Here is a 15,172-nt window from a genome sequence, read left to right on the forward strand (position 1 = left end):
CTAGCGATTCCCCGAGGGATTCCGGGGCACCGACCTTGCGCCGGCCCTAGAATTGGGCAATGGACGATCGAAACCCGACCACGGTGTCAGCGCTCGGCGAAGCCCCTGCGGAGACGAAAGCCGCAGGCAACCGGACGGCGAGCGACCGTGCGGACGCCGCCTCCGGCGCGCTGCGCGTGCCGGGCCTCGCCTTCGACAACCGCTTCGCCCGCTTGCCCGACGGCTTCTTCGTGCGGGTGCGGCCGGCTCCGCTGCCCGAGCCCTGGCTGGTCGCCGTGTCGGACGAGGCGGCCGCGTCGATCGGGCTCCCGGCGGCGGCTTTCCAGGACCCGGCAATGGTCGACGCACTGGCCGGAAACCGCCCGCTGGCAGGCGCCGAGCCGCTGGCGGCAGTCTATGCGGGACATCAGTTCGGCGTGTGGGCCGGCAGGCTGGGCGACGGCCGGGCGATCCTGCTCGGCGAGGCGCTCGGCCCCGGCGGCGCCCGCTGGGAGCTGCAGCTGAAGGGCGCCGGCCGCACCCCCTTCTCGCGCGGCGCGGACGGCCGCGCGGTGCTGCGCTCGTCGATCCGTGAATTCCTGTGCTCCGAGGCGATGCACGGCCTGGGCATCCCGACCACCCGGGCGCTGGCCATCGTGGCCTCGGACGAACCGGTCTTTCGCGAGACGGTGGAAACGGCGGCGGTCCTCACGCGGATGTCGCCGTCCTTCCTGCGCTTCGGCTCCTTCGAGTACTTCCGCCATTTCGGCCAGCCCGAAAGGCTCCGACTGCTGGGCGAAACATTGCTGGAGCAGCACTACCCGGCGCTTCGCGATGCCGCCAATCCGTGGCTTGCGCTGCTGCGCGAGGTCGCCGAGCGCACCGCCCGGCTGGTGGCCGCCTGGCAGGCCGTCGGCTTCTGCCACGGGGTCATGAACACCGACAACATGTCGATGCTCGGGCTGACCATCGACTACGGCCCTTTCGGCTTCCTCGACCGCTTCGACCCCAACCACGTCTGCAACCACTCCGACGACCTGGGCCGCTACAGCTACGCGATGCAGCCGAAGATCGCCGAGTGGAACTGCTGGTGCCTGGGCGACGCGCTGATGCCGCTGATCGGCGAGGCCGGCGGCAGCGTCGACGACGCCAAGGGGGCGCTGGCGGCCTTCGGTCCGGCCTTCGAGGCGGAGTACGCCCGGCTGATGCGCGCCAAGCTGGGACTGGCGACCGAACGGCCCGGCGACGACGCCCTGGTGCGGGCCACGCTGGACCTGCTGCACGCGCAGCGGATCGACTTCACCCAGTTCTTCCGCCGGCTGGGCAGCGTGGGCATCGAAGCACAGGATCTGCGCGAGCTGCCGCAGGCCCGCGGCGCCGGCGCGCCCGCGCCGCGCCCGGGCAGCCGCTGCCGCGATCTGTTCGTCGAGCCCGCCTTGTTCGATGCCTGGGCGGCCCGCTGGCGCGCCCGCTTGCGCGACGAAGGCAGCGACGATCCCGAGCGTTCGCGGCGGATGGACCGGGCGAACCCCAAGTACGTGCTGCGCAACCACCTGGCGGAACTCGCGATCCGGCAGGCGCGGGAGCGCGATCCGGCGATGGTGAGGCGGCTGCTGCAAGTGCTGCGGCGGCCCTTCGACGAACAACCCGAACACGAGGAACTGGCCGCCCTGCCCCCGGACTGGGCGGCGCGCCTCGAAGTGAGCTGCTCATCGTGACGACGAAACCGGACACACCAGAGGCGGCGCGCCCGCGCACCGCCGAGGCGGCCGAACACGCCGAGAATGCGCACAGGCGCGTCGAGCTCAGCGACGCCGACTGGCGTCGCAGGCTGTCGGAAGAGGAATACCAGGTCGCGCGCCGGCACGGCACCGAGCGCGCCTTCACCGGCCGCTACTGGAACCACAAGGCGAAGGGCCGCTACCTGTGCGTGTGCTGCGGCACGCCGCTGTTCGCGTCGGCCACGAAATACGACTCGGGGTCGGGCTGGCCCAGCTACTGGCAGCCCATCGACCCGGCGAACGTCGCGCTGCGCACCGACTCGAGCTGGGGCATGGTGCGCACCGAGGCCCTGTGCGCCGTCTGCGACGCGCACCTGGGCCACGTGTTCGAGGACGGCCCGCCGCCGACGGGCCTTCGCTACTGCATCAACTCGCTGTCGCTGCGCTTCGAGCCCGAGTGATCAGGCCTTCTTGACCTTCTCGAGCATCTTGAAGGTGCTGCGCGACGAGCCCTTGAAGAGCCGCTTCAGGTACTTGGGCAGGCAGCGGCGCTCGAGCGTGTTGCGACGGGTACGCGTGCGGTCGGCCATTCGAATCTCCTGGGTTCGGGAACAAAACCGGTAATTTTATACTAGCGGCCATGAAGCTCCTCTTCGACCTGTTCCCGATCATCCTCTTCTTCGTCGCCTACAAGCTGGTCGACATCTATGCGGCCACCGCGGTCGCCATCGCCGCCAGCTTCGCCCAGATCGGCTGGCTCAAGCTGCGCGCCAAGCCGATCGAGCCGATGCAGTGGACCAGCCTGGCGATCATCGCGGTGTTCGGCGGCCTCACGCTGCTCTGGCACGACGAGACCTTCATCAAGTGGAAGCCCACCGTGCTCTATGGCCTGTTCGCGCTGGTGCTGGCCGGGGGCAGGCTGTTCTTCGGCCGCGACCTGATCCGCGCGGTCATGGGCAAGCAGCTCAGCCTGCCGGACCCGGTCTGGGCCCGGCTCAACCTCGCCTGGATGCTGTTCTTCGCGGTCATGGCGGTGCTGAACATCGCGGTCGCCTACAGCTTCTCGACCGACGCCTGGGTCAACTTCAAGCTCTTCGGCACGCTGGGCCTCACGCTGGTCTTCGTGATCGCGCAGGGCTTCTACCTGAGCCGCTTCCTCGAGGAGGAAAAGCCGTGAAACCCGAGGTCGCCGAACTCCGCCGACGGCTCGCCGACGCCTTCCCGGAAGCCGCCGAGATCGCGATCGACGACGACAGCGCCGCGCACGCCGGCCATGCCGGCGCGGCGGGCGGCGCCGGCCATTTCAAGGTCCGGATCCTGTCGCCGCGCTTCGCCGGAATGCCCACGCTGGCGCGACATCGCCTCGTGTATGATGCCGTGGCCGACTGGATGCCGCATCGCATCCATGCGCTGTCCATCGACGCGCGGCCGGCCCCCACCGATAGCAGCAAAGGATGACAATGCCCTCCACCCCCCTGTCGCTTCGCCTGGCGAAGCTTGCGGCCATGGCGCTCCTGCCGGTCGCGTCGGCCGCGCTGGCGCAGAACGCCGCGGTCGTCAACAACAAGCCGATCCCGACGAAGAAGGTCGACGAGTTCGTGGCCGCGCTGGTCGCCCAGGGCCGCCCCGACACGCCCGAGCTGCGCGCCGCGGTGCGCGAGGAGCTGATCGCCCGCGAACTGTTCGCCCAGGAAGCCGAGAAGAAGGGCCTGCTGCGCAACCCCGAGGTGCAGAGCCAGCTCGACGCGGTCCGCCAGGACATCCTGATCCGCGCCCTGATCCGCGATCACCTGAAGGCCAAGCCGATCACCGACGCCGAAATCACCGCGGAATACGAGAAGGTCAAGAAGGAATCGGCCGAGAAGGAATACCGCGCGCGCCACGTGCTGGTGGAAACCGAGGACGAGGCCAAGCAGATCATCGCCGACCTCAAGAAAGGCACCGCCTTCGAGGAGCTGGCCAAGAAGTCCAAGGACACCGGCTCGGCCGCGCAGGGCGGCGACCTGGACTGGAACACGCGTGACACCTTCGTCAAGGAATTCTCCGACGCGATGGTCGCCCTGGAGAAAGGCAAGTTCACCGAAGCGCCGGTCAAGTCTCAGTTCGGCTGGCACGTGATCCGCCTGGACGACGTCCGCGACGCCGCGGCGCCCCCGATCGAGCAGGTCAAGCCGCAGATCCGCCAGCAGCTCGAGCGCGAGCGGGTGCAAAACCTGCAGAAGGATCTTCGCGCGAAGGCCAAGGTCCAGTAAACCGAACGGCGGGTTTCGGCCCGCTCTCGGGGCAGTTCGGGAAAGCCGGCGCGAGCCGGCTTTCTTCGTTTCAGGGACGCTCCGCGCCCCTCACGACCCCTCACCGCTCACGCCAGGTTCGCTTCGGCTCCCGAGCAGGTCCGCGACCGCCGCCTGGATTTCCGCCAGCGCCACCTTCCGCCCCGCGTCGCCCAGATTGCGATGCGGCGTTTCGGCCTCGATCCGGAAGGTCGCCGATGACGTGGCGGTGAAGATCGCGACGGTCGGCGCGCCGCTGGCGGCCGCCAGGTGCGTGATGCCGCTGTCGACCCCCGCCACCACCGTCGCCTGGGCCAGGATGCCGACCCAATCGGTCAGCGACGGCATTCGCTGCGGAACCCGGGCCGCGCTGCCGATCGCGTCGGCCAGGCGCTGGGCCCGCGCCCGCTCCTGCGCATCGCCCCAGGGCAGCAGGCAGCGCAGGCCTCGGCTCGACAGCCAGTTGCCGAGCTCGATCCAGGTGGCCTCGGCCAGCGTCTTCTCCGGCTTGGAACTGCCGTGGACCAGGACCGCGAAGGGCCGCGCAGGCGCGAGATCGCCCGGCGGGACCGAACCCGGGCGCAGGCCGAAGCGCGGCGGCGAGGACGGCATCGGGTAGCCGAGCGCCTGCGCCGCGAGGATGCGGTTCGCCGAGATCGCGTCGCGCCCCTCGTACAGGGCCCGGCCCACGCATCGCCGGTAGAAGCGGTGGTACATCGGCTCGCTCGAAGGCCCCGGCGCCGGCCCGATCACCGGCCCGCGCGCGAGCGCGGCCACGATGGCGCTCTTGCGCCGGCCCTGCAGGTCCACGATGCAGTCGTAGCGGCGCGCCCTCAGCAATCCGAAGTCCCGGCACACGCCCCGCAGCGCGGCGCCGTAGCGTCCCTCCTTCCGGTAGCGGCGCAGTTCCAGCGGGATCACGGTGGCGATGCCCGGATGCAGCGCCAGCAGGCTGTCGACGGGGCGCTCCACGACCCAGTCGACCGTCGTGCCAGGCAGCGCCCGGCGGATGTCGTCGATCACCGGCAGCGCCTTGATGACGTCGCCCAGCGAGGTGAGCTTGACCAGCAGGACACGCGGCGCGTCCATCGCCCGATGCCCCGTTCAGCCGCCGATGCGGCCGGATCGCCTGCGCTCGGCGAAGAATTCGCGCAGCAGCCCGCCGCATTCGTCGGCCAGCACGCCGCCGATCGAGGCGGTCTGGTGGTTGAGCCGGGCCTCGCCGAACAGGTTCACCACGCTGCCGGCCGCCCCCGTCTTGGGATCGGGCGCGCCCCAGATCACGCGCCGCAGGCGCGCATGCATCAGCGCGCCGGCGCACATCGCGCAGGGCTCCAGCGTGACGTAGAGCGCGCAGTCGGGCAGCCGGTAGTTCGCCATCAGCGTGCTGCCTGCGCGCAGCGCGCAGATCTCGGCATGCGCGGTGGGATCGTGCGAGGCGATCGGCTGGTTGTAGCCGGTGGCCAGCACCCGCCCGTCCCGGACCAGCACCGCGCCGACCGGCACTTCACCAACGGTCCAGGCATTGCGCGCCTGGTCGATCGCGAGCCGCATCATCGCCAGATCGAAGGGTGTCGGGATTTCGTTCAAGGGCGGGTCGCGCTTCGGTGGGGCCGCAATTCTATCGCCCTTCCCTGGACGCCGTTCTCCTCCAAGGCGTTGCGAGCGGCATCGATCGGCACAAGGCGTGCGATAGATGACGTCAATTAAATAGTTTGATATAATTCATTTGCGATGTGCGATAGCAATAAATAATATTCGTCTCGTCCCACCCACTCCCCGATACAAAGGAGCGACACATGTCCCTGATCAACACCGAAATCAAGCCCTTCAACGCCACCGCCTACCACAACGGCAAGTTCGTTCCGGTCTCCAGCGAGGACCTGAAAGGCAAGTGGTCGGTCGTCGTCTTCTACCCGGCCGACTTCACCTTCGTCTGCCCGACCGAGCTGGGCGACCTGGCCGACCACTACGACACCTTCAAGTCGCTGGGCGTGGAAATCTACGCCGTGTCGACCGACACGCACTTCACCCACAAGGCCTGGCACGACACCTCGGACACGATCGCCAAGATCCGCTATCCGATGATCGGCGACCCGACCGGCACCATCACCCGCAACTTCGACGTGATGATCGAGGAAGAGGGCCTGGCGCTGCGCGGCACCTTCGTGATCGACCCGGAAGGCCAGATCAAGCTGTGCGAGATCCACGACAACGGCATCGGTCGCGACGCGAAGGAGCTGTTGCGCAAGGTCCAGGCGGCCCAGTACGTCGCGAACCACCCGGGCGAGGTCTGCCCCGCCAAGTGGACGCCGGGCGAAGCCACGCTGGCCCCCTCGCTGGATTTGGTCGGCAAGATCTGAGCGCCTGACCCGGCCGCCGGGGGCCTTCGCCTCCGGCTTCGCCCCGGCAGCCCGCAAAGCAAGATCGCGGGCCGCCCCGATCGCCCCGCCGGCTCCTGCCGGCGCGGGTCGATCGCAGCGCCAAGCCCTTGACCGACGGCTTCGCACTGCGATCTTCCACTCTCAAGGAGGAACTGAACATGCTCGCTGCCAACATCCGCACCCAGCTCGAGGCCTATCTGCAGAAGCTCGAGCAGCCGATCGAACTCGCCGCCTCGCTCGACGACGGCGCCAAGTCCGCCGAGTTGCGCGAGCTGCTGCGCGAGATCGCGTCGCTGTCGCCTAAGATCACGCTGCGCGAGGACGGCGCCGACGCCCGCAAGCCCTCGTTCACCGTCGGCGCGGCCGGCCAGGCCGCCCGCGTGGCCTTCGCCGGCATCCCGATGGGCCACGAATTCACCTCGCTGGTGCTCGCGCTGCTGCAGGCCGGCGGCTACCCGCCCAAGGTCGACGCTGCGACGATCGAGCAGATCCGCAACCTGAAGGGCGAGCTCCGCTTCGAGACCTTCATCTCTTTGTCTTGCCACAACTGCCCCGACGTGGTCCAGGCCCTGAACCTGATGGCGGTGCTGAACCCCGGCGTGACCAGCACGATGATCGACGGCGCGCTGTTCCAGGGCGAGGTCGAGTCGCGCAAGATCATGGCGGTGCCCACGGTCTTCGTGAACGGCGAGGCCTTCGGCCAGGGTCGGATGACGCTCGAGGAGATCCTCGCCAAGGTCGACACCGGCGCCGCGGCCCGCGAGGCGGAGAAGATCGGCGCAAAGGAAGCCTTCGACGTGCTGGTGGTCGGGGGCGGCCCCGCCGGCGCGGCCGCGGCCATCTACGCGGCCCGCAAGGGCATCCGCACCGGCGTGGTGGCCGAGCGCTTCGGCGGCCAGGTGCTCGACACGATGGGCATCGAGAACCTGATCTCGATCCCGCAGACCGACGGACCGAAGCTGGCCCGCGCGCTCGAGGCCCACGTGGCCGAGTACGAGGTCGACGTGATGAACCTGCAGCGGGCCGAGGCGCTCGAGCCTGCCGGTGACGACGGTCTGGCCCGCGTGAAGCTCGCCGGCGGCGCCACGCTGAAGGCCAGGACCGTGATCCTGGCGACCGGCGCGCGCTGGCGCGAGATGAACGTGCCAGGCGAGCGCGAGTACCGCGGCGCCGGCGTGGCCTACTGCCCGCACTGCGACGGTCCGCTCTTCAAGGGCAAGCGGGTGGCGGTGATCGGCGGCGGCAACTCGGGCGTCGAGGCGGCGATCGACCTGGCCGGCGTGGTGGCCCACGTGACGCTGCTGGAGTTCGACGGCAAGCTGCGTGCCGACGCGGTGCTGCAAGCCAAGCTGAAGAGCCTGCCCAACGTGAGCGTGATCGTGAACGCCCAGACCACCGAGGTCACCGGCGACGGCGGCAAGATGAGCGGCCTGGTGTTCAAGGACCGCGTGAGCGGCGAGGAGAAGCAGCTCGAGCTCGAAGGCGTGTTCGTGCAGATCGGCCTGCTGCCCAACACCGACTGGCTGAAGGGCACGGTGGCCCTGAGCCCGCGCGGCGAGATCGAGGTCGACGCCCGCGGCCAGACCTCGGTGCCCGGCGTGTTCGCGGCCGGCGACGCGACGACGACGCCCTACAAGCAGATCGTCATCGCGATGGGCGAAGGCGCGAAGGCCAGCCTGTCGGCCTTCGACCACCTGATCCGCAGTTCGGCGCCGGCGGCCCAGCCGGAGAAGCTCGCCGCCTGACGACGGAGCGCGCGCCGGGGTTCAGTCCCGGCGAGGAAACGGGCGATCTCGGGGTCGCCCGTTTCTTCGTTCGGACCGCCCTGTTCGGCTCGACCCCGGGGGCGCACAATCGGCAAGCCGCACCCAGTTTGCGGGTGCGCAGGGAGGCCCGGATGCGCATCCATCCACTTGGCCGCGCCGCTGCCGCCGCGCTCGCCGCGTGCTTCGCCCCGCTCGCCATGGCCGCACTCGACCCGGTCACCGACAGGCAGGTGGGGGGGATCTTCTCGAACACCTGCAGCGATCCCGGCCAGCTGAGGATCCGGCTCTACGGCGACACGCTCGACATCGAGCGCGCCGGTGTCGCGGTGAAGGCATCGACGCTGAGATCGAACCGCAAGGCACCAACGGGCGCGCCAGCCCATCCCGGCTTCGCGGCAACCGTACGTGGTCAGGCTCCGGGTGGGCCGGTCGAACTCACGCTCACGCATGACGCCACGGGGCTCTTCGCACGCATCGACGGCAGTGCGGCAGCCCTGGCGCCACTCGGCGCCCCCGCTGTCGGCCAGGTGCTGCGCCACTGCGACCCCAATCGCAACCGGCTGCCGGGCACGCCGATCCCGCTCGAGGCGCAGACGGTGGGCGCGCTGCTGAAGCGGCCGGGATTTCCAGCGGCCTACCGCGCGGCGCTCGGCCCGCTGGGTCGCGAGGGCTGGATCGCCAGCCTCGCGGGCCCCTCGCCGCCGTTGCGCCTGGTCGAGGCAGGCGGCACGCGCTACTGGCTCGGCGCCTCCTGCAAGCCGCACGACTGCGGTGACAACAACATGGTGCTGCTGTGGGACGAGGCCGGCAGGAAGGTGCACGGCCTGCTGCATCGAAGCGGCAGGCAGACCCTGTTCGGCCAGCCGCCGCCGGCCGTTTCCCGGGAGTTGCCCAGGCTGTGGGCCGAGGAGTGGCGCCGGCGCTAGCTGCCAGCCCCGTCCAGCGCGCGCAGCCCCTTCCTGAGCTTGTCCGGAACGACGCCGCCCGCCTCGAGCTCCGCCTCGATTGCCCGGTGCAGGGCCCGCCAGGCCGTCAAGGCTGCGTCCAGCCTGGCGTGTCCGGCTGCGGTCAGTGTCAATCGGCGGCCCCGCCGGTCTCCGGGATCCACCGCGATGTCCACCAGGCCATCACGGGCGAGCGGCTTGAGCGCGGCGGTCAGCGTGGTGCGATCCATCGCCAGCGTGCGCGCCACCTCGCCCGGAGCCGGGGGCGCGGGCCGGTTCAGCGCCATCAGGAGAGAGAACTGCCCGTTCGTCAGGCCGAAGGGCCGCAGCGCCTCGTCGAAGCGGCGGGCGAGCGCTCGGGCGGCCCGTTGCGCGTGCAGGCACAGGCAGGCATCCCGGACCTGAAGCGTCTGTTCGATCGGCACTCTTGCGCCCATCACCGTATTATGTTGATATCAACTCTCCTGTCAAGGCGAGCCGCCCGCTCCGTCATGCGAGCACCGGTTACGCAATCGAAAAGGAGAAGCAGCATGAAGACGAAGTATGTCGACGGCTTCGTACTGGCCGTTCCCGCCGCCAACAAGGAGGCCTACCTGCAGCACGCGGCCGAGGCCGCGCCGATCTTCAAGGAATTCGGCGTCAGCCGGATGATCGAATGCTGGGGCGACGAGGTGCCGGATGGCAAGCTGACCGACTTCCGCCGCGCGGTCCAGGCGCGCGAGGACGAGGTCGTGGTGTTCAGCTGGTTCGAGTACCCGTCGAAGGAGGTCCGCGACGCCGCGATGGCGCGAATGCAGACCGACCCGCGGATGAAGGCCATGGGCGACAAGATGCCCTTCGACGGCCAGCGGATGATCTTCGGAGGCTTCGTGCCGATCCTCGACGCCTGAGCGACGCCGCCTGACTTCGGACACCCGAGGAGACGAGCCATGACCAACCATCACGGCGATTTCATCTGGTACGAACTGATGACTCCCGACGCCGAGGCGGCCGCGCGCTTCTACGCGTCGATCCTGGGCTGGCAGGACCGGCCTGCGGAAGCCGCCGCCGCCGGCGCCTACCGAATCTTCTCGGCCGCGGGCACCGACGTCGGCGGCCTGTACTGCACCGCCGGCGACCCGCGCTGCGCCGGCTCGCGCCCGGCCTGGCTGGGCTACGTCGGCGTCGACGATGTCGATGCCTCGGCAACCGATGTGCAGGCGGCCGGCGGCACGATCCTCATGCCGCCCACCGACATTCCGGGCGTCGGCCGTTTCGCGATGATCGCCGACCCCCAGGGCGTGCCCTGCTATGTCATGCGCGGCGCGGTGGACGCGGCCAGCACCGCCTTCGCCCCGGACACGCCGGGGCATTGCCAATGGAACGAGCTGACCACCGCCGACCAGCAGGCCGCCCTCGCCTTCTATGGCGGGCGCTTCGGCTGGCAACCGGGCGACGCGGTCGACATGGGCGAGCTCGGCGACTACCGCTTCCTGGTCCAGCGGGGCATCACGATCGGAGCGGTGATGAACGCCCCTCCCGGCGGCCCGCCGCCGATGTGGACCTTCTACTTCGGTGTGCCGGACATCGACCGGGCCGCGGCGGCGATCGTCGGCGGCGGCGGCACGGTCCACCACGGGCCGGCCGAGGTGCCCGGCGGCAGCCGCATCGTCGTCGCCAGCGATCCGCAGGGCGCGGGCTTCGGGCTCGTTGCGCCGCCTCCCGCGACCGCATCGAAGGAGACATCGACATGAGCACCGGCACAGTGCGCTTTCACCGGGTGCTGCGCGCCCCGGCCGAACGCGTGTACCGCGCCTTCCTCGACCCCGAGGCCATGGTGAAGTGGCTGCCGCCCCATGGCTTCACGGGGCGGGTCCACGAACTCGACGCCCGGGTCGGCGGCCGGTACCGGATGTCCTTCACCCAGCTGTCGAACGGGAAGACCCACGCGTTCGGCGGCACGTACCTTGAGCTGGTCGCCGGCGAACGGCTGCGCTATTCCGATCGATTCGACGACCCGGGCCCGCCAGGAGAGATGCACACCACCGTGACCCTGCGGCCGGTGAGCTGCGGCACCGAGCTCGAGATCGTGCAGGAAGGAATCCCCGCCGCGATTCCACCCGAGGCCTGCCACCTGGGCTGGCAGGAGTCGCTCGCGCAGCTGGCCGCGCTGGTCGAGGCCGAGATTCCCGACTGAGAACAACCGAGACTCAGCCCGGCAGGAAGTCGCCCAGCACCGCCAGCAGCTCGTCGGGGGCTTCCTCGGGAATGAAGTGCCCGCAGTCGAGGGCGTGGCCCCGAACCTCGTCGGCCTTCTCTCTCCAGGTGGCGAGCACGTCGAACATCGCGTCCATCTTGCCGGCACGGCCCCAGATCGCGAGCACCGGGCAGCGCAGCCGCCTGGCGAGATCGCGCTCGTCGTCCTCGAGGTCGCGGGTCGCGGCGGCCCGATAGTCCTCGAGGCCGGCACGGATCGTGCCCGGCAGCGTGAAGGCGCGCAGGTACTCCTGGAACATCGGCTCCTCGATCGCGCCGGCACGGAAGCTCAGTGTGCGGAACATCTGCCTCAGGAAGGCCTCGGGCGCCGCCTGCAGCATGATCTCGGGCAGGTCGGGTGCCTGGAAGAAGAACCAGTGCCAATAGGCGGCCGCGAGGTGGCGATCGGCCTTCGCGAACACCGTGTGCGTGGGCACGACGTCGAGCACGCACAGCCTGGTGATCGCGTCCGGGTGATCGAGCGCCTGCCGGTGCGCGACCCGCGCGCCGCGGTCGTGGCCGACCAGCGCGTAGCGCGAGTGGCCCAGCGCGAGCATCGTCTCGTGCATGTCGCGCGCCATCGTCTTCTTGTCGTAGCCGTCGCGCGGCTTGTCCGAGTCGCCGTAGCCGCGCAGGTCAGGACAGACGACGGTGAAGCGGTCGAGCAGCTTCGGGGCGACCTTGCGCCACATCTGGCCGGTCTGCGGGTAGCCGTGCAGCAGCAGCACGGCCGGGCCCCGTCCGCCGGTCCAGAGATTCACCTTGATGCCGTTGGCCCGGACCGTGCGGTGGTCCATCCCGGTCATGAACTGCATTCGCGCTCTCCCCTTCTGGCCTGTCCTGTCGCAGGAGAGCATAGCGCGCCCGTCGCCCGCCGAGGCCTCGCGATCGACCGTATCAGCGCCGGGACCCTGCCTGGCCCCGCACGGCATCGTCGTCGCCGGCGCGATGGCCACGCCAGCGAAGCGGAAGCAGCATGCCGGCCTGCTCGCGATAGCGCCGGTAGGCATCGCCGAAATGCGCGACAAGATCGCGCTCCTCCAGCCGGATCCCGATCAGGATGTATCCGGTCGTGGCCACCGCGAACAGCAGGTGTCCCGCGGTCATCACCGGCGTTGCCCAGAAGGCGAGCAGGAAGCCGAGATAGATCGGGTGCCGGACGTGTCGGTACAGCAGCGGCGTGCGGAAGACGGGCTCCGGCATCGGCCGGCCGGCAAGGCGCGCGAGCACCTGTCGCAGTCCGAAGAGTTCGAGGTGATCGATCATGAAGGTGCTGGCGAAGACGATCGCCCAGCCGAGCCAGTGCGCGACGATCAGCGCCGTCGCCGCCAGGCCGTCCGGCAGCGACCATACGGTCTGCGTGATCGGTCGCCACTGCGCGAACAGCAGGATCAGCGCCGCGCTCGCCAGCAGCACGTAGGTGCTGCGCTCGATCGGCGCGGGAACGAAGCGCGTCCACCAGCGCTTGAACGCGGGCCGAGCCATCACGCTGTGCTGCACCGCGAACACCGTCAGCAGCAGCGTGTCGACAATCAGCGCCTCGGCCAGCGTCGCGCCGGTCGCGCCGGCCGGCCAGCCGGCATCGATGGTCTTCGGCACGATAAAGTCGCCGACGAATCCGATCGCATAGAGGAAGGTGAGCAGGAAGATCGCGTAGGCGACCACACCGTAGATGAGAGCGATGGCGGGCATGACAGTCTCCTCTGGAGGGTTAACGCGCCCAGTCGCGGTTCTCGAGCACCCGCGCGATGCGCAGCGCCGCGCGCGCAGCGCCGTCGGACTCGACCGGCCGGTAGCGCACCGGCGCGTGCATCGCGGCCAGCGCGCGATCGGCCAGCAAGGCCGGCGTCGCGTCGCGATAGTCGACCGCATTGTCGGCGCCATAGTTGGCGAGCCGCTGGCGCACGTGGATGCACTGCTCGAAGTGGCGCTGCAGCGGGAAGCTCAGGAAGGGCCGGCGCGTCGCGACGAGCTCCATGCAGGTCGACAGGCCACCCTGCACCAGGGCCAGATCGCAGCAGGCCAGATGCTCGTACAGGTTGTGCACGTAGGGCCGGATCTCGAGCCCGTCGTGCGGGGGCAGCTCCACCGCCAGCCTGGGGCCCGCGACCAGGATCATCCGGAGCTCCGGCAGCTCGCGCTTCATCCGCGGGAATGCGTCGGCGATCCGCCGAAGCAGGTGTCCGCCGACCGCGGTGCCGCCGACCGACGCGATCGCGATCCGCTCGTCGCGGCGATAGCCGTGTCGCGCGCGCAGCCGGTCGGTGTCAGCGAGGCTGGCCGGATCGAAAGGCAGCGCATAGCCGCAGTAGCAGAAGTTCCGGTCGGTCCACTCCCGGATGCCGGGCAGCTCCGGGCCGAAGGGCCGGTCGGGCACGTCGTCGGGGTTCCCGACGAACAGCGCCGCGTCGCGCAGGTAGGGGTAGCGCTCGACGTGCTCGATGTCGTCGGCGTTGCGGTCTGCGCACAGGAAGGACTCGCGCTCGTCGTCGGCGTCCATCGGCAGGCAGCCGACGAAATCGGTGAGGAACACGAAGGGCTGGCGCTTGAGCTCGGGGTTCTCGTGATAGTGGTAGTCGACGTCCCAGGCCTCGTCGCCGACCACGATGTCGAAGTGCTCGCTGCGCATCAGCTCCAGGAAGACCATGAAGTTGCGCGCCATGATCTCGTCCATCGAGCGCAGCGCGAAGAAGGCCGACAGGTCGTGCTCGCCGGCCACGTGCTCGAAATGACGGCTCTCGTTGGCCAGCCGCCCGCAGATCGGGTGCACGCGCTCGCCCTCGCGCTCGAGATAACCGGCGGCCGGATCGACGGTGAACCAGTCGACCTGCAGGTCGGGCTGGAGCTTGCGCAGCTCGCGTGCGATCGCGAGGTCGCGTTGCACGTGACCCAGGCCGATCGGGCTGCTGACGAAGAGCGCTCGCCGCGGCCGGGCCATGCCGCGCACCCAGGTGCGGCGCGCCGGGCCCGCGCCGACGAAATCGCACACCGCGCTGCTGAACATCACCGGGTCGCGCACCGCCTGCACGTGGCCGCCCCCCTCGACCGTGAGCATGCGCGAGCCGGGCACCAGCTCGTGGATCGCCTCGCCCTTCTTCCACGGCACGCGCAAGTCGGCGTCACCGTGAATCACAAGGGTCGGACAGGTGACTCGACGCGCATGCTCCCGAACGTCGTGGCCGCGCCAGCCCCGGAAGGCCCAGCCGATCGTGTCGGCATCGCTCGCCCAGGCGTAGCGCACACCGTCCTCGTAGGCCTTCGTCGAGTGTGGCTCGTTGAACAGCCGCGACATGAAGCCGTCGACATAGCCGGGCCAGTCGTCGCGGATCCCCGCGGCCTCGGTGCGGACCCTGTCGGCGATCTGCGGATCGGCGGCGAGGGTCTCTGCGAAACCGCCGCACGCGATCAGGTGCGTGACCCGCGCCGGCTGCTCGGCGGCCAGCCGCAGCACCGTCATCGCGGCTGCCGAGATGCCGACCAGCGCCACCCGGTCAGCGCCTGCCGCGTCGAGCACGCCGACGAAGTCGCGGTAGTAGAGCCCGAAGTCGTAGGCCTGCTGCCCGACCGGCCGGTCCGATCGGCCGTTCCCGCGCCCGTCGGTCGTGATCACCCGGAAGTGCTGCGAGAGCCAGGGGACGACACCCTTGAGCATCTGCGAATGCACCATCTGGAAGGACGGCGCGAAGGCCAGCCACGGCCCCCGCTCGCCCCACACGCCGTACCAGATCTTCACGCCATCGTTGTCGAAGAATCCCTCGCGGACGGGCGCGATCGATTCGTAGGGCCTGCGCGCCTCGGGTGCCAGCGTGCCGGGATCAGGCAGCGGCCCGGCGATTTGCCGGAATCGCTCGGGAAGAGCCTTGCCTTCCATCG

At 69.9% G+C, this 15,172-nt stretch carries 18 protein-coding genes; 11 read left to right on the top strand and 7 right to left on the bottom strand.

The window, feature by feature from the left end; translation table 11 throughout:
- Window positions 1-59 precede the first annotated feature (59 nt).
- On the top strand, window positions 60-1,697 hold the full coding sequence (locus FHP08_RS05700; protein WP_147703358.1) for a protein adenylyltransferase SelO: 1,638 nt from the start codon (window positions 60-62) through the stop codon (window positions 1,695-1,697).
- A complete protein-coding gene (gene msrB, locus FHP08_RS05705; protein ID WP_147703359.1) occupies window positions 1,694-2,161 on the top strand; it encodes a peptide-methionine (R)-S-oxide reductase MsrB in 468 nt (155 codons plus the stop codon). The genes FHP08_RS05700 and msrB overlap by 4 nt, the downstream gene beginning before the upstream one ends.
- Here the strand turns inward: msrB and FHP08_RS18735 are convergent, their stop codons facing one another.
- The gene (locus FHP08_RS18735) at window positions 2,162-2,290 is read right to left on the bottom strand and encodes a hypothetical protein (protein ID WP_267285485.1); all 129 of its coding nucleotides are present in this window, start codon (window positions 2,288-2,290) and stop codon (window positions 2,162-2,164) included.
- A gap of 50 nt (window positions 2,291-2,340) precedes the next feature.
- On the opposite strand from FHP08_RS18735, the gene FHP08_RS05710 reads away from it, so the two are divergent.
- Genes FHP08_RS05710 through FHP08_RS05720 form a run of 3 tightly spaced genes read left to right on the top strand, consistent with a single transcriptional unit; the run spans window position 2,341 to window position 3,952 of the window.
- Entirely contained in the window at window positions 2,341-2,877 is a 537-nt protein-coding gene (locus FHP08_RS05710) for a septation protein A (RefSeq protein WP_147703360.1), read from the top strand.
- Window positions 2,874-3,158, top strand: a complete 285-nt coding sequence (locus FHP08_RS05715; protein ID WP_147703361.1) for a BolA family protein — start codon at window positions 2,874-2,876, stop codon at window positions 3,156-3,158. The genes FHP08_RS05710 and FHP08_RS05715 overlap by 4 nt, the downstream gene beginning before the upstream one ends.
- Window positions 3,155-3,952 carry a peptidylprolyl isomerase gene (locus FHP08_RS05720; RefSeq protein ID WP_147703362.1) on the top strand — a complete coding sequence of 266 codons (798 nt, stop codon included), beginning with the start codon at window positions 3,155-3,157 and terminating at the stop codon, window positions 3,950-3,952. The genes FHP08_RS05715 and FHP08_RS05720 overlap by 4 nt, the downstream gene beginning before the upstream one ends.
- Window positions 3,953-4,042: 90 nt before the next feature.
- Here FHP08_RS05720 and waaC read toward each other — a convergent pair whose 3' ends face one another.
- Window positions 4,043-5,059 carry a lipopolysaccharide heptosyltransferase I gene (gene waaC, locus FHP08_RS05725; protein ID WP_147703363.1) on the bottom strand — a complete coding sequence of 339 codons (1,017 nt, stop codon included), beginning with the start codon at window positions 5,057-5,059 and terminating at the stop codon, window positions 4,043-4,045.
- A gap of 15 nt (window positions 5,060-5,074) precedes the next feature.
- The gene (tadA, locus tag FHP08_RS05730) at window positions 5,075-5,527 is read right to left on the bottom strand and encodes a tRNA adenosine(34) deaminase TadA (RefSeq protein WP_147703781.1); all 453 of its coding nucleotides are present in this window, start codon (window positions 5,525-5,527) and stop codon (window positions 5,075-5,077) included.
- Between the two features lie 242 nt (window positions 5,528-5,769).
- Here tadA and ahpC point away from each other — a divergent pair, with 242 nt between their 5' ends.
- The 3 genes from ahpC (at window position 5,770) to FHP08_RS05745 (ending at window position 9,046) form a co-directional block, all read left to right on the top strand.
- Window positions 5,770-6,333, top strand: coding sequence for an alkyl hydroperoxide reductase subunit C (ahpC, locus tag FHP08_RS05735; RefSeq protein WP_147703364.1), 564 nt, complete (start codon window positions 5,770-5,772; stop codon window positions 6,331-6,333).
- A 179-nt stretch (window positions 6,334-6,512) separates the two neighbouring features.
- Window positions 6,513-8,099 carry an alkyl hydroperoxide reductase subunit F gene (gene ahpF / locus FHP08_RS05740; RefSeq protein WP_147703365.1) on the top strand — a complete coding sequence of 529 codons (1,587 nt, stop codon included), beginning with the start codon at window positions 6,513-6,515 and terminating at the stop codon, window positions 8,097-8,099.
- Between the two features lie 152 nt (window positions 8,100-8,251).
- The gene (locus tag FHP08_RS05745; protein WP_147703366.1) at window positions 8,252-9,046 is read left to right on the top strand and encodes an Ivy family c-type lysozyme inhibitor; all 795 of its coding nucleotides are present in this window, start codon (window positions 8,252-8,254) and stop codon (window positions 9,044-9,046) included.
- Here FHP08_RS05745 and FHP08_RS05750 read toward each other — a convergent pair.
- Window positions 9,043-9,501 (bottom strand): MarR family winged helix-turn-helix transcriptional regulator, encoded by a 459-nt coding sequence (locus FHP08_RS05750; RefSeq protein ID WP_147703367.1) that lies wholly within the window; start codon window positions 9,499-9,501, stop codon window positions 9,043-9,045. The two genes, FHP08_RS05745 and FHP08_RS05750, sit on opposite strands and share 4 nt — an antisense overlap.
- Before the next feature lie 93 nt (window positions 9,502-9,594).
- On the opposite strand from FHP08_RS05750, the gene FHP08_RS05755 reads away from it, so the two are divergent.
- From FHP08_RS05755 to FHP08_RS05765, 3 genes are read left to right on the top strand one after another with little or no spacing between them, the layout of a single operon-like run.
- On the top strand, window positions 9,595-9,954 hold the full coding sequence (locus FHP08_RS05755; protein ID WP_147703368.1) for a DUF1428 domain-containing protein: 360 nt from the start codon (window positions 9,595-9,597) through the stop codon (window positions 9,952-9,954).
- Window positions 9,955-9,993: 39 nt separating this feature from the next.
- Window positions 9,994-10,797 carry a VOC family protein gene (locus tag FHP08_RS05760; RefSeq protein ID WP_147703369.1) on the top strand — a complete coding sequence of 268 codons (804 nt, stop codon included), beginning with the start codon at window positions 9,994-9,996 and terminating at the stop codon, window positions 10,795-10,797.
- Window positions 10,794-11,240, top strand: coding sequence for an SRPBCC family protein (locus FHP08_RS05765; RefSeq protein WP_147703370.1), 447 nt, complete (start codon window positions 10,794-10,796; stop codon window positions 11,238-11,240). Before FHP08_RS05760 ends, FHP08_RS05765 begins: the two co-directional genes overlap by 4 nt.
- A 13-nt stretch (window positions 11,241-11,253) precedes the next feature.
- On the opposite strand, the gene FHP08_RS05770 is transcribed toward FHP08_RS05765, so the two are convergent.
- From FHP08_RS05770 to FHP08_RS05780, 3 genes are all read right to left on the bottom strand, one after another.
- Window positions 11,254-12,114, bottom strand: a complete 861-nt coding sequence (locus FHP08_RS05770) for an alpha/beta fold hydrolase (RefSeq protein ID WP_225879045.1) — start codon at window positions 12,112-12,114, stop codon at window positions 11,254-11,256.
- Between the two features lie 82 nt (window positions 12,115-12,196).
- A complete protein-coding gene (gene mddA / locus FHP08_RS05775; RefSeq protein WP_147703371.1) occupies window positions 12,197-12,991 on the bottom strand; it encodes a methanethiol S-methyltransferase in 795 nt (264 codons plus the stop codon).
- 19 nt (window positions 12,992-13,010) lie between these two features.
- The gene (locus tag FHP08_RS05780) at window positions 13,011-15,170 is read right to left on the bottom strand and encodes an alpha/beta fold hydrolase (protein ID WP_187272179.1); all 2,160 of its coding nucleotides are present in this window, start codon (window positions 15,168-15,170) and stop codon (window positions 13,011-13,013) included.
- Window positions 15,171-15,172: the final 2 nt, after the last annotated feature.

The organism is Zeimonas arvi, from assembly GCF_008039575.1.
GTDB classification, from domain to species: Bacteria; Pseudomonadota; Gammaproteobacteria; order Burkholderiales; family Burkholderiaceae_E; genus Zeimonas; species Zeimonas arvi.

Coding starts and splice junctions, on each gene's coding strand:
- FHP08_RS05700 (WP_147703358.1), top strand. CDS start 60: ATGGACGATCGAAACCCGACCACGGTGTCAGCGCTCGGCGAAGCCCCT.
- FHP08_RS18735 (WP_267285485.1), bottom strand. CDS start 2,290: ATGGCCGACCGCACGCGTACCCGTCGCAACACGCTCGAGCGCCGCTGC.
- FHP08_RS05710 (WP_147703360.1), top strand. CDS start 2,341: ATGAAGCTCCTCTTCGACCTGTTCCCGATCATCCTCTTCTTCGTCGCC.
- FHP08_RS05720 (WP_147703362.1), top strand. CDS start 3,155: ATGACAATGCCCTCCACCCCCCTGTCGCTTCGCCTGGCGAAGCTTGCG.
- waaC (WP_147703363.1), bottom strand. CDS start 5,059: ATGGACGCGCCGCGTGTCCTGCTGGTCAAGCTCACCTCGCTGGGCGAC.
- tadA (WP_147703781.1), bottom strand. CDS start 5,527: ATGATGCGGCTCGCGATCGACCAGGCGCGCAATGCCTGGACCGTTGGT.
- ahpC (WP_147703364.1), top strand. CDS start 5,770: ATGTCCCTGATCAACACCGAAATCAAGCCCTTCAACGCCACCGCCTAC.
- ahpF (WP_147703365.1), top strand. CDS start 6,513: ATGCTCGCTGCCAACATCCGCACCCAGCTCGAGGCCTATCTGCAGAAG.
- FHP08_RS05745 (WP_147703366.1), top strand. CDS start 8,252: ATGCGCATCCATCCACTTGGCCGCGCCGCTGCCGCCGCGCTCGCCGCG.
- FHP08_RS05750 (WP_147703367.1), bottom strand. CDS start 9,501: ATGGGCGCAAGAGTGCCGATCGAACAGACGCTTCAGGTCCGGGATGCC.
- FHP08_RS05755 (WP_147703368.1), top strand. CDS start 9,595: ATGAAGACGAAGTATGTCGACGGCTTCGTACTGGCCGTTCCCGCCGCC.
- FHP08_RS05760 (WP_147703369.1), top strand. CDS start 9,994: ATGACCAACCATCACGGCGATTTCATCTGGTACGAACTGATGACTCCC.
- FHP08_RS05765 (WP_147703370.1), top strand. CDS start 10,794: ATGAGCACCGGCACAGTGCGCTTTCACCGGGTGCTGCGCGCCCCGGCC.
- FHP08_RS05770 (WP_225879045.1), bottom strand. CDS start 12,114: ATGCAGTTCATGACCGGGATGGACCACCGCACGGTCCGGGCCAACGGC.
- mddA (WP_147703371.1), bottom strand. CDS start 12,991: ATGCCCGCCATCGCTCTCATCTACGGTGTGGTCGCCTACGCGATCTTC.
- FHP08_RS05780 (WP_187272179.1), bottom strand. CDS start 15,170: ATGGAAGGCAAGGCTCTTCCCGAGCGATTCCGGCAAATCGCCGGGCCG.